The sequence below is a fragment of the Candidatus Chlorohelix sp. genome, from assembly GCF_037138995.1.
Taxonomy (GTDB): Bacteria; Chloroflexota; Chloroflexia; order Chloroheliales; family Chloroheliaceae; genus Chlorohelix.
Genome location: NZ_JBAXHI010000002.1, coordinates 24,097 through 36,876, shown reverse-complemented (window position 1 = coordinate 36,876; position 12,780 = coordinate 24,097). Strand labels below are relative to the sequence as shown.

Annotated in this window: 13 protein-coding genes; 7 read left to right on the top strand and 6 right to left on the bottom strand. The window is 45.8% G+C overall.

Annotated elements, in window-relative coordinates; translation table 11 throughout:
* Positions 1-54: 54 nt before the first annotated feature.
* A complete protein-coding gene (locus tag WCK19_RS01335) occupies positions 55-1,110 on the top strand; it encodes a membrane dipeptidase (RefSeq protein WP_342395545.1) in 1,056 nt (351 codons plus the stop codon).
* Positions 1,111-1,189: 79 nt separating this feature from the next.
* Here WCK19_RS01335 and clpX read toward each other — a convergent pair whose 3' ends face one another.
* On the bottom strand, positions 1,190-2,464 hold the full coding sequence (gene clpX, locus WCK19_RS01330) for an ATP-dependent Clp protease ATP-binding subunit ClpX (protein ID WP_342395544.1): 1,275 nt from the start codon (positions 2,462-2,464) through the stop codon (positions 1,190-1,192).
* Positions 2,465-3,050: 586 nt separating this feature from the next.
* Between clpX and WCK19_RS01325 the strand changes: the two genes are divergently transcribed.
* From WCK19_RS01325 to WCK19_RS01315, 3 genes are all read left to right on the top strand, one after another.
* Positions 3,051-3,767 carry a carotenoid biosynthesis protein gene (locus tag WCK19_RS01325; protein ID WP_342395543.1) on the top strand — a complete coding sequence of 239 codons (717 nt, stop codon included), beginning with the start codon at positions 3,051-3,053 and terminating at the stop codon, positions 3,765-3,767.
* Between the two features lie 196 nt (positions 3,768-3,963).
* Positions 3,964-4,743: an SDR family oxidoreductase gene (locus tag WCK19_RS01320; protein ID WP_342395542.1), complete on the top strand. Its 780-nt coding sequence runs from the start codon at positions 3,964-3,966 to the stop codon at positions 4,741-4,743.
* A gap of 159 nt (positions 4,744-4,902) precedes the next feature.
* Positions 4,903-6,270, top strand: coding sequence for an HD domain-containing protein (locus tag WCK19_RS01315; protein WP_342395541.1), 1,368 nt, complete (start codon positions 4,903-4,905; stop codon positions 6,268-6,270).
* Positions 6,271-6,315: 45 nt separating this feature from the next.
* On the opposite strand, the gene WCK19_RS01310 is transcribed toward WCK19_RS01315, so the two are convergent.
* From WCK19_RS01310 to WCK19_RS01300, 3 genes are read right to left on the bottom strand one after another with little or no spacing between them, the layout of a single operon-like run.
* Positions 6,316-7,200: a glycerophosphodiester phosphodiesterase family protein gene (locus WCK19_RS01310; protein WP_342395540.1), complete on the bottom strand. Its 885-nt coding sequence runs from the start codon at positions 7,198-7,200 to the stop codon at positions 6,316-6,318.
* 8 nt (positions 7,201-7,208) lie between these two features.
* Positions 7,209-8,135: a hypothetical protein gene (locus WCK19_RS01305; RefSeq protein WP_342395539.1), complete on the bottom strand. Its 927-nt coding sequence runs from the start codon at positions 8,133-8,135 to the stop codon at positions 7,209-7,211.
* Between the two features lie 7 nt (positions 8,136-8,142).
* Entirely contained in the window at positions 8,143-8,880 is a 738-nt protein-coding gene (locus WCK19_RS01300; protein ID WP_342395538.1) for a histidine phosphatase family protein, read from the bottom strand.
* Between the two features lie 247 nt (positions 8,881-9,127).
* Between WCK19_RS01300 and WCK19_RS01295 the strand changes: the two genes are divergently transcribed.
* The 3 genes from WCK19_RS01295 (at position 9,128) to WCK19_RS01285 (ending at position 11,478) form a co-directional block, all read left to right on the top strand.
* Positions 9,128-10,591, top strand: a complete 1,464-nt coding sequence (locus WCK19_RS01295; RefSeq protein ID WP_342395537.1) for a DNA translocase FtsK — start codon at positions 9,128-9,130, stop codon at positions 10,589-10,591.
* An 88-nt stretch (positions 10,592-10,679) separates the two neighbouring features.
* Positions 10,680-11,246 (top strand): hypothetical protein, encoded by a 567-nt coding sequence (locus WCK19_RS01290; protein ID WP_342395536.1) that lies wholly within the window; start codon positions 10,680-10,682, stop codon positions 11,244-11,246.
* Positions 11,247-11,250: 4 nt separating this feature from the next.
* Positions 11,251-11,478 carry a hypothetical protein gene (locus WCK19_RS01285; RefSeq protein ID WP_342395535.1) on the top strand — a complete coding sequence of 76 codons (228 nt, stop codon included), beginning with the start codon at positions 11,251-11,253 and terminating at the stop codon, positions 11,476-11,478.
* Between the two features lie 35 nt (positions 11,479-11,513).
* On the opposite strand, the gene WCK19_RS01280 is transcribed toward WCK19_RS01285, so the two are convergent.
* Both WCK19_RS01280 and minE read right to left on the bottom strand, forming a co-directional pair.
* Positions 11,514-11,993 (bottom strand): secondary thiamine-phosphate synthase enzyme YjbQ, encoded by a 480-nt coding sequence (locus tag WCK19_RS01280; protein ID WP_342395534.1) that lies wholly within the window; start codon positions 11,991-11,993, stop codon positions 11,514-11,516.
* Between the two features lie 40 nt (positions 11,994-12,033).
* Positions 12,034-12,300, bottom strand: a complete 267-nt coding sequence (gene minE, locus WCK19_RS01275; RefSeq protein ID WP_342395533.1) for a cell division topological specificity factor MinE — start codon at positions 12,298-12,300, stop codon at positions 12,034-12,036.
* Positions 12,301-12,780: the final 480 nt, after the last annotated feature.

Below are 12,780 nucleotides of genomic sequence, written 5' to 3'. Positions count from 1 at the left end.
GCTGCGTCCCTCTTTTTTATTGGATTATCTTTTAAAATTTAATTTGGAGTCAGCATGCCGGATATTCCTTTTATTATAGATAGTCACCTAGATATTGGCTGGAACGCCAGTTTTGGACGAGATTTTTATGAAGAAATCAAGTCCTCGCGTGAACGAGTGAACGATGGCGCAATTTATGGCGAGCGGTTGGTATCGCTGCCGGATTTGCTGGATAGTCCGGTACGTCTTGTAATCGGTACTATCTTCACGCTACCTAAAAGAGCCATCAGTGTTGTTGGAGAGGGACACTCTTTCTCAAACGCTGAGGAAGCCCATACACAAGGTATGTGGCAGATTGATTTCTATAATAGGGTAGCGAGGGAACAACCCCATGTCAATCTTATTCGTAACCGCATCGAATTGAACGCACATTTGAAAGAAATCAATGAGGGCACTCAAAAACTCGGCATTATGATATCAATTGAGGGAGCAGACCCGATTCGACAGCCGGATGAATTGCAACAATGGGTTGATAAAGGCTTGAGGCTTATCGGACCAGCTTGGAAATCGAATCGCTATTGTGGCGGAACGGGCGAACCGGGAACGCTAACCCCGCTGGGAGTCGAACTTCTCGCCGAAATGCAAAGGTTGGGAGTTATCCTAGATGTAAGCCATATGGCGGAAGAAAGTTTCTATAATGCCCTAGATGCTTATAGTGGCGTAACCATTGCGAGCCATTCCAACTGCCGACACATAATAAACACAGACCGACAATTATCAGATGATATGATTCGCTGTTTGCTCGAACGCGATACGGTTATAGGAGTTGTATTGTATGATAGTTTCCTTGTAGCTAAAGAGGAAGGGCGTAAAGCCACGCTGGAAGATGTGGTGCGCCATATCAGCCATATTTGTGAACTCGCCGGACACACTCGCGCTATTGGACTTGGCACCGATTGGGACGGAGGGTTTGGGGCTGAATCGATTCCCGAACCTCTAAAAAGTTTGAATGACCTGCCTTTGGTTGGTGAAGAGTTGCTCAAGCATGGTTTTAATGACAATGATATAAGAAACTTTTATCATGCCAATTGGTTAAGAGTGTTTGAAAAAGGGTTAGCGCAATTCGATTAACCTGCCACGCTTATGAGAAAAAGAAAAGCCCTCACAGATTGGAGGGCTTGTTATGATCAGGTTATGATAAGAACTATAATTAGGCACTTTCTTCCAAAGGCGGTTCGATGGTTAGTTCGGTACGATTTGCTCCTTGCAAAATCGGACGAGCGCGTCCTTCGATAACATCGGCATTTACGATACAGCGTCTTACATTTTCCATTGAAGGCACTTCGTACATTATGTCGGTAAGCGCTTCTTCTATGGTAGTACGTAAGCCGCGTGCGCCGGTTTTTTGCGCCATCGCTTTTTCAGCCGTAACCTCTAACGCATCATCGGTAAAGACTAATTCTACTTTATCCGCGCCCAGCAATTTCTGGTATTGCTTGATAATAGCATTTTTAGGCTCACTGAGAATGCGGATGAGCGAACTTTTATCCAATGAATCAAGCGTTACAATCACCGGAACACGCCCGATAAATTCAGGAATTAGACCGAATTTAAGTAAATCATCTGGGGCTGGCTGCAACTGCATTTTTGTAGTTTGTGCATCATCTGTGCTGGCACGTTTGAAGCCAATACTGCTATGCCCTACACGTCTGCCGATAATTTCTTCCATACCCTCGAACGCGCCACCGCAGATAAACAGAATGTTGGTAGTATCAATCTGTACAAAATCCTGATGTGGGTGCTTACGACCACCCTGTGGCGGAACGTTTGCCATCGTACCTTCAAGGATTTTCAACAACGCTTGTTGCACACCTTCACCGGAAACATCGCGAGTGATGGAGGGGTTATCGCTCTTGCGGGCAATTTTATCAATTTCATCTATGTAGATGATGCCCTTTTCAGCACGGGCAATATCATGATCTGCCGCTTGTATCAGGCGCAACAATATGTTTTCAACATCCTCGCCTACATAACCGGCTTCAGTAAGAGCAGTAGCATCGGCAATAGAGAATGGCACGTCAAGAATTTTAGCAAGGGTTTGTGCCAACAAGGTTTTGCCTGTTCCGGTAGGTCCGATTAGCAGGATATTGCTCTTCTGTAATTCTACTTCATCAGATTGGGCATTCATACTAATACGCTTGTAGTGGTTATAGACCGCAACCGACAAAACTCGTTTTGCCCGATCTTGTCCAACTACATATTGATTTAGTAATTCGACCATGCGCTTCGGAGCGGGGACACGACCAAGGTTAACATCTGCCTTGGGACCGCTCATTTCCTCATCAATAATTTCCCGGCAAAGATCCACACATTCATCGCAGATATAAACAGCGCCCGGTCCTGCGATCAAGCGTCTTACATCTTCCTGACCTTTTCCGCAAAAAGAACAGCGATACTGTACTCTACCGCTTCTGGTATTTGCCATTTGTATAGGACTCCCCTTGTACTTTATTGGTCTTAACTAGTGTTATTATAACATATATCACAATAGGTTCTGCAAATATTAAGGCGGTTTACCCACAAAAAACCGATAAGCTCAATTCTTATCAATTGGGAACTAATTGCATCTAATTTATTCAGGATTTTCGCTTAGCACAGTAAAAATGAACCTAGAAATAGAAACAAGGGGCTTAGCTCTCTGACTGAAGCGAAAGCTCTAAGAATTAAGAAAGCTTTTTTATGGAAGATAAAGTATTCCTACACCTGAACTTTACCTTAACAGTTTGTATTGATTTGTGAATAAACAAAGTCGCTATAATATTCACAAAATAGCTGAAGCATCTACACAAGTTGTCCGATTTTTTCTAAGAAATGTATCCAGTATTTGCGTTTTACCATAAAGACCACAAACCGTTCCATATATAGCGGAAGCTGCGCTGGTATCCTAGAGGGAGTTACGGTTGAAATTATATAAATATCTGCTTATGTCATCCTTTGGTTTCTATTGCTTAGTTTATCCGGGATCAATCTTTCAGCTTGTAACAAATCAAGTTTCGGCAGATCAGGAATGGATGGCAACAGCAATGCTAGTGGATGTAGGCATAGCTGCTTTATTATGGTTAGTGGTAAACTACGATTTCAAGAAAGCGGTTTTATCCGCAATAGCCTTGCTGGGTTTAGGCTTTGCAGTTGAAACATTGGGAGAAACTACCGGATTTCCCTTCGGTTCATATGTTTATACTGCCGCTCTTTATCCCAAACTCTGGAGTGTTCCGATTGCTATTCTCTTTGCGTGGTTGATGATAATTGTTTCTTCTTATTTTACCGCTCGCCTTATTTTGTCTTGGGCGAAGCCCGGAGCCAATATCCATACTCTTGTTATTTTCTCTACCTTGCTGACCGTTTCAAGCGACTTATTAATGGAGCCGGTAGCCTTCCATGTGCATAGTTATTGGTTATGGATAGGCGACCAGAATTCCGGCTACTATGGAGTACCTTTATCAAATTTCATAGCTTGGACGGTTATAAGCTATATAATGGTTTGGGTTTTGATATATATTATAAAAGATAAAAAAACCGTATTTCCACTTGAAATTTCCCCCCTCCGTTATCACTTCGTACCGCCTATGCTTTACCTGATGAATCTAATGATGTTTGCTTCGCTCAATATTAGTAATCAATTTTATCTGGCAGGGGTAATCGGCATAGTGGTAGGTGTTCCATGCGTGTTTTTGCTGCTGCGGGGAGTAGCTTTACGACTTCCGCTCAAGCCTCGTAACATTACCTAACGCAGGCTCAGAAGTTTATTCGTTCACGGGTTTTGCGCCCGCCTTTTTGAAAGCCCAACCCAAATTATTGCCGTTTTGTACCAAATTGAAGTTAGCCACGATTCAGGCTAAAATATTATGATATGGTGAGTAATCTAAGCAAATAGAGGGAGTCTACATTTCAGTTAAAATACCTCTGGTTGAAAGGTGGTAAAAAATGGGCAGTAAGGGAGTGGCTTTGGTAACAGGTGCATCCAGCGGAATTGGTGAAGAATTCGCGCGACGGTTGGCAAAGGATGGCTATGATTTAATTCTGGTGGCGCGGCGACAACAAAAACTTGAAGCTCTCGCCAACCAACTAGAGAATAATAATAAAATCAAAGCTGAGGTTCAGGTCATAGACCTCGCCTCTCCGGTTGAGCTTGAAAAACTCGAAAAACGTGTTTCCGAAGTACCAGACCTTACCCTATTGGTTAACAACGCCGGGTTTGCCACAATGGGTAATTTTGCCGATATGACACCTTCGAGCCAGAAGGGGATGGTACACACCCATATTATGGCTACCGTGGGGCTTACTCGCGCGGCACTACCGGGTATGATAGCCCGCCGCCGAGGTGGTGTTATCAATGTTGCTTCAGTTGCCGCCTATGCGCCTTACCCCGGTAATATTGTTTATTCTGCCACCAAGTTATTTCTGATTAATTTCACCAGAGGCTTAAGAGTTGAACTGGAGGGAACTGGCGTAAAAGCGGAAGCACTGTGTCCGGGGTTTACACGCTCTGGCATACATGATAGCGAAGAATTAAAGGCATTTCGTAAACTCCCAGATTTCTTGTGGTTGGATGCCGGAAAAGTGGTGGATGAAGCTTTGCAGAGGTTGGGCGGCAACCGTACAGTGGTGACAGTGGGCTTAAAGTATCAATTGCTGGCAGCCGTCAGTAATAGCCCACTTACTCCCTTTAGCCTGTGGATGATGACCCGAATGAAAAAAAAATAAGCAACCCACAACTTTCAATCGAACTCAACTTTATCGTATATTGCTGACAACGCTAACACTGACTCAATTGATTTTATTTTTTCAGCATCTGGCAGTTCTTCCTATGTTTCTATTTTAGGCTTGGTGCAAATTATCAAGTTCTGGCAAGAGGATAATAAGTTGGATTCAAAGGGCGAAATAATATTATCGCTAGTGGCAGAATCAGTATCTATTATTCGTGATACCGTTTGGGGAGATATTCAGCTTGACCGTAAAGTGTTGCAAATTCTTGACACCGCGCATTACCAACGCTTGCGTGGCGTGCAGCAATTGGGTTTTACAAGCTGGACATGGCCCGGCGCACATCACACGCGCTTTGAGCATAGTCTGGGAGTATTTCATTTAACCAGACAAGCGGTACTACACCTCCTGCGCCGCACAGAGTATCAGTTCACCCAAGCGGAAGTAAATACGGCACTTGCGGCTGCGCTATTACACGACATCGGTCATTTTCCATTTAGCCACGCCGTGGAAGAACTGGATTTGAATATTATACGTAGCCATGAAGCTATCGGGCGTGAAATTGTAATGGGCGCAGAGATTGGAGCAATTCTTCGAAATAGTTGGGGAGTTGAACCGGAGAAAGTCGCGGCATTCATCACCGGAGATAAAGAATTACCACTAGCTCCCAATGAGATGGTTTTAAGCAACCTTATCAGCGGTCCTTTGGATGCCGATAAGCTGGATTATCTAACCCGCGATTCGCGTTACTGTAACGTACCTTATGGTATGGTGGATGTGCAGCGTCTGCTCGACTCTATGCGAATCTACCCCGAAACCCCTATATCGGGACAGCCTGCTCAGTTAGTGATAGATGAAAAAGGGGTTGGAGCTTTGCAATCGCTCATCTTTGCTCGCTATCTAATGTTCTATAATGTGTATTGGCACCATACCACCCGAATTGCCACCGTAATGTTCCTGCGAGCTTTGCAAGAAGCCCTTCTGGAAAACGCATTTAGTGCGGCAGAGCTAGAGCGTAGCAATGATGCCAGCATTATCACGCTTATTCAAAATAACACTCAACCCGGCTCAATTGCCCATGAACTAATAACAGACCTGAATCTGCGACGTTTCTATAAGCGAGCAATAGCTCTTAGTGAAGAAAACCCATTTTACAATCAGCTTGCAACCCTTAAATTTGCGCCAAATCGCCGCAAACGCCTTGAAGAAATGTGGTGCGCTAAAATTTCAGAGTTAACCGGACGAAAGTTGAGAGGCTATGAAATTCTGCTAGATATACCTGAGCCTAAAGGTTTTGATATTTCATTGGGGGTACTATGTGAGCAACCCCCGCGTGATTGGCATAACCCTGTCCCTTGGGGAGAAGTAAGCGGATTAAACAGCGATGATATGCGGAAATTCCATCGCCATGTCAGACGTGTATTAGTAATAGTGAAAGATAATGAGTTAGCAGAAATATTCAGACAATACGCCGATGTATTGCTTGAGCAATTTATAAATGATGGTATTGAAATCTTTCCTGCCTAACCATAACCATCATTTTTCTACTTCCTCGCACAATCTGCTAGTCGCTCAAACGTATTTTTCTGCCACCTCACGTAACAGGTCGGGGAAGCCGCCGCTGACGTAATCTACCCCCATTTGTACCAGTTTGCCCAGTTCATCTTCTTCATTGTAGGGGTCTTCGCCGGGTCCGCCCCAAGCAAAAACAGTGCGCTCGTGTGCATGGTATATATCTACCAGTTCGCGCGTGACCCAGATACTGCCAATTGCCACGCCATCCGCCAGCGCATCATCCAGCAAACTCAGGGGGTTTACCATAATTGCGCCATAAAAGCTGATAGTGGTGCTGATATTTGGGTTAAGCTCCTTGACTCGGCGCATCAAGCGGTGGTCAAAGCTGTGCATTTGGGTATTTTCTTCATCACCGTAACGGGCTACGATTTCAAGAGTGCGCTCGATAATTTCGTAGTCGGCAAACGTGCCGCTATAAAATGGGAACGGCACTTTAATTTCAATCGAAGTTCCGATTCCCACCGCTTTAGCCCATTCCAACGCATCTTCCAGCAAAGGCAAGCGAGTTCCGGCAAAGCTCTGAGTCGGAATAGGCGGGGAAATGTATTTGAGGTCGGCAAACTTGCCCTCTTTTTTTGCTAAAGCTTCCAAAGTGGCTTGATTCTTGCGGTCAAACCAACTTCCGGCATCCAGCTTGGATAATTCCGCCCAAGTATGCTCACGCACCAACCCATGCCCATCGGTAGTACGTTCCAATTCTTCGTCATGGATTATGACGCAATATTTATCTTTAGTGAGATGAACATCAAATTCGATGGTATCCGCGCCGCATTCGTGCGCCTTGATAAAAGATGGCATAGTATTTTCGGGCGCATAGCCACGCGCCCCACGATGCCCCGCCACCATTAAGCAACCCGTTCTGGGTCGCAACAGGTCTAGCACTTGTCAATCTAACCTTTCTGTGTCAAACCCACACTACCGCCAAAAAACTCCACGCTCAATCCGGTACGTTGCCGGATAAGCCCGGCTATTTCCGCCAATTCCGCCTCATTTAAGCTGCTAACATAAGCCTGCGCGGGTGGACGTGCCACCGTGTATAGCTGTACAGTGTTAAGTTTTGCCCCATTTTCCAGAAAATAAGCCAATCTTTGGATATACGCCTCAATCTCAGTAAGTGAAGGCGATTCGCCGTTTACCCGCATCATACAGGTTTGGATGTTAAGCGGCAACTCGCCTGAAAGGCTGAGAATATTTTCCAACACTCGCCCGTAATCAATATTAGTCTTATCAATCTTGCGGAAATATTCGGGCGTTCCGGCATCGAGTTTCGCCCAAATCTCGCCTTGCGCCCCCACGATTGCGCGTAAGCCCTCCCGCACATTGGGGCGATGAAAGCGGGTAGCGTTGGTTATCAGTACCAATTTTACAGTTTGCGAGGTAAAGCCCGCCAAAGTACGCGCTTCTATAACCGCCTGAACCGCCCCACTAAATTGCGGACAAGCGGTCGGCTCGCCATCTCCGCTAAAAGCAATATCATTCAATCGCTTGAGGTTCTCCGGTGTCGTTGCAAAGTCAGACTCATTCCAAAGCGTGCCGTCTTTGACCATTGTCAACAACGCTAACAGTTCGCGGCTTATCGTGGCAAGCTCTACTTTAGGGCGCGGCAGGTTTTTGGGAGGCAGCGGTATCAAACCCTTACTAGGGTGAAAATCAGTGCGATTTACCTCACAGTAAATACAATCGAAGTTACATACCCGGTCGGGGTTGAGATTTACACCGATGGATAGTCCCTTACTGCGCCGCGCTATTACCGGATAAACCAGTTTGAAATCGCGCCAACTACGCGGATGCGCTTTGAAATTCAGTGAATTGCTCATTATACGGCTAACCCTGAGCGGCAGGCAGTTCAGGCGATTTTAGCCCCGCCAGATGCGAAACATCGCTGACGGTATGCACCCGGAAGAAGGGCGTTTTTCCTTTCAGGTTGGTTTCGATTACGGTTAAAGAGCAGTTACCGATGGCGAGTCTGTCAATGTTGTCCTGACGACGTTGAATTGCATCCAAAGAATTAAGAGCATAAAGCGTCAGTATCTGAATATTGAGCAGATGCGCTACCACCAGCGCGGTTTTCGGTGTGGGTTTAGGTCTGGTTTCAAGCTCTTCCTCTTGCTCATTGGGCAAAGGCTCTTCGCTGAGGGAAGCGACCCGCTCAAAGAAGGCGAGGGTACGTTCGATAACGCCCTTCACCGACTCCCCATCTTCAAACTTGAAGGAATAGTCCTCACGAAAGAGGCGTTTTTCCTCGCCCGTCCAATCGCTAAAAAGCTCTTTGTGATGCCTGCCCTCACGCCGTGCGCTTATCCGCCCCTCTTTAATATTCTCATCCACTTCCAGCGCGGTTTCAGGCTCAAGACCTTGCACTTTAACGATGGTAGCGGCGGTATCATAGCAGCGCAAAATCGGACTGGTATAGCGATAGTCGAATTGCATGTTGCTCAAACGTTGGGCAATGCGCTGCGCCTGCAATTCACCTAACGGGGAGAGCGGCACATTTTGCCAGCCCTGATGGCGGTTTTCCGCATTCCAGACCGATTGACCGTGCCGAACCAGATATAAAAACATGCTTTTTCCTTCATCAAATTCATAAAACAAAAATCGCTTACCAGCCTGATAGATTTTACCTTAAAGGCAGATTAAAGGCTAATTTCTTTTTAGTGATTCGGGAAGAACGTATTCAAATATGCTGCTCTGAACAATATAAACGCATCTTGACTTAGTGTATTTGTTCTGATATTATGTTCTGTAGAACTTGTGTTTCAAACCGGATTACGGCTATCCAAACTATCCCTTGAACTACAGGACTGCTCAAATGCGTTCTCTTTTAGATCACCAAGCTGATGGCATCGAATATACCCTGCACTCCCACAATATCGAGGGGAGCGTGGTAGGGGGAAATATCTCGCCGCGCTTAATCCAATTCCACGTGAAATTGGCAAGCGGGGTCAAATATAGCCGTGTGACGAATCTAGCGGATGAAATTGCGCTGGCGCTAGGGGTGCATAGTTGCCGTATCACCAGAGATGGCTATTTCGTCAAAGTAGAAATACCACGACCTGACCCGGTAGCGGTACAGCTTTTCCCATTGATGCGTACTTTGCCTGCCGATTTGCCGACACATTCACCCATACTGGGGCTAGATGAAAACGGAGTGCCTTTGCTGGTGCGGCTTACCTCACCTGATATTGCACACGTCCTAATTAGCGGCACTACTGGAAGCGGTAAAACCGCGCTGGCACGCAGCATGATTGCCAGCCTTGCTTTGCAAAACCCTCCAGAACAATTGCGTATGTTGCTGATTGACCCCAAGAGTCGGGGCTACAAGTATTTCAACGGTTTGCCAAATCTGGTCTGTCCGGTAATCACCGACCCCACCGATGGTTTACATAGGTTGAAGTGGGCAGTTCGACACATGGAAAAGCGCGATGAAACGGGCGTTAGTAGCCCGGTACTGGCAATTTTCATTGATGAACTGGCTGACTTGCTGATGGTAAATGGGCGCGAGATGGAACAACTGGTAACGCGCATTACCCAAAGGGGACGTGAAGCTGGAATCCACCTGATAGCCAGTACCCAAAAGCCTGCCGCCAGCGTAATCGGCGGTATTGCTAAAAGCAATTTCCCGACCCGGATTGTGGGTAAGGTTGTGTCACCGGAAGATGCGCGGGTTGCCAGTGGTGTTGCCGGCAGTGGCGCAGAAAAATTAATGGGTCGCGGTGATTTTTTGCTGTTTTCGGGCAGTATCTCTACCCGCTTGCAAGGAGCGTACATTTCAAACGCCGAGATGGAGCAAACGGTGGTACATTTGGGTGGAACAGCAGTACAACCGCGCCCGTCCCGCAACAAGCATGAAACAGTGGCGCAAGAGGAATACGAGACTCCTTATGTTGCTACACCAAATTACCTAATTCGCCAAGAAACCAGAGCCGAAACTCAACCCACGCCATCATACCAAGATTATGGATATGATGAGCAAGCGATGGGCGTTTCCGAACGCTTTGAAAAATATCAGCAGGACATCAACAAAAGAAGGCGCGTAGCTGAGCTACATGCTGAATATCCCCGCATAGAGAGTGATTATGATTACCGAGAACAGGATGAGGAAGTTCGACCTGTAGCTAAACCGAAGCCGTCTAAGCAAGTGGATTTATGGGACGAGGAAAAGCAGCAGCCTAAAACGGCGGCACAACCGCCAAGACCCTTACCACCTGTCGCGCCGTCACGTCCTACTACACCCAGAAATTATGAAACAATCCGGCGCACTAATTCGCAATAGGAACAGAGCAGCCTTTGGATAGCAAAATTGCATACGGAATGTTCGAGTGGGGCAGTATGCCCTTAGAAAAAATAGCGAGAGTAAAAAAATGGTTAAAAAGAGCTTTGTCAGTCTGATGATGGGTTTCGGCATTACGTTGGCGGTGTTAGTGATAGTAACAATGCCTCCGGGTAGTTGGGCTGTAATCGTGGGGGTGCTGCTAGGGCTAATGGCAGTTATTCCGGTGATATTGGTGATGTTAGTTTTCCTGAACCGGACTCATCCAGCCCAACCGATAGAGCGGCAGAACCCGGTGCAACCGATTATTTTTATGCAAACTCCGGGCTATGGTATGTCCTACCAGCAACCGGAATATTTGCCCGATTACCAGCAATATCACAATCCTCTACCTTATCCCGATACAAGACCCCCCCGCTCTAACCCGGCACAGCGCAGTTTGCCAAGTCGCCGCAAAGCGCAACAGCCACAGGCATATTACGAATACGATTCGAGTTATTTATACGATTACCCGGTAGCAGACCCGGCAGCATATGAAGCATATTATGGCGAAGAAGTTATGGATTATGCACCCCGGAACAATCGCAAGCGTGGCAGACGCAGCGATTCGGGTGTAGTAGAGGCGGAATACCGCACACTAGGTGACTCAGGGAGGTGAAACAATGTATTTCGTATGGTTTGATAATAACCCGAAAAAGCCAGTAGGCACAAAAATTGATGAAGCGGTGCTGCGCTATCGGCAAAAGTATGGCAAAAAACCGGGCATTTGTATGTTGAGCGAGAAAGTACAAGTGGGAGATTTTACAGCTTTAGCAAGTAACCTTGAGATAGAGGTTAAAACTGCAAAGAATGTGCCTCAGAATTATTTCTGGATAGGTCGAGATGAATGAAAAGATTGAGGGACGTATGGGCTACGTCCCTTTTTTTATTCGCCCATAATTTGTAATACAATTTCTCGTTGTCGCGAGCGATTATCAAAATCTATTATTATTATTTGTTGCCACGTTCCCAAAGTCATAAAACCTTCGGTAAATGGGATTGTTAGAGAAGGACCTAACAAAGCAGCCCTGATATGGGAAAAACCGTTGCCATCGTGCCAGCGTTCTTCGTGTTTGTAACGCGCGTCATGCGGGGCTAGTTTTTCAAATAATTCTGATAAATCCTGAACTAGACCCGGTTCAAATTCCATAGTAGTAAGCGCCGCAGTAGAACCTTGAATAAACAGAGTTACAGTGCCATTTTGAAGCCCTGTTTCACTGATTCGCTCTTGAGCCTGTTTGGTAATATCCAAAATATCTCCATCACCATGGGTTTGGATTCGGATGTTTTTGGTTAAAACTCTAAATCCGTTCCTAGACCATATTGGAAATGGTGTAGGATTTTTATCAGGCTGCAATTTATTCATTTTTAGCCTCATTGGTAATTGCTAAACGGAACTCCATTACTCATAGCATTCTCGAACGACGCACTGGTATGTTGGCTACCAGCTTATCGTGTTTATCGCCCCACGTAATTTCCATCGCTTCCCGATCAATATCAAAATGACGACTAATAACAGATACGATTTCTTCTTTCAGAAGTTCCATCTGTTCTGGCGTTACTTTGATTCTGTCCGAGATTAGAGCAAGTTGGAGGCGGTCTTTAGCAACGATAGAGCTTTTGGCAGGTGTGCCGCCTGCGCTTCTACCAAGCAATTTATCTAAAAGCCCCATTGAATACCTCCCGGTAATATTTTCGGGCAACGTTAGGAAATTTTTTGATAGGGATAATTTTAAATCGTTCTCTCAACGTTCTCAGCAAATTTTACTTAGTATAAACTCAATCTAATTTTAAAACAAGTGATTACTCCTCACGGGGTGCGCGTCAAATTTTCGTGTGAGATATTACCAAGGAAGAATTCGTTCTCGTTTTGCTAGAGCTAAAGTTCTGTGTGATGTATAGGAGGGATGAACAGTAAAAGTGTTGAGGAGAGCAACCAACAAGGCTTCATCTTGCTTTTTCATGGTGGGGCGGGGAATTTGAGGAAATCCCGAGGTACTCCCGGATGATGGAGACGTGCCAACTCGATGGTACTAATCAGGTCAAGTTGGAAGATTAATATATAATGTGTGAATTTTAAAAATTGAGAGAATTTGCCCGCGACTTTTGCTCTTTTATAGCGTTTAGGGTCTCGAAGAAAACAAATCGAGTCC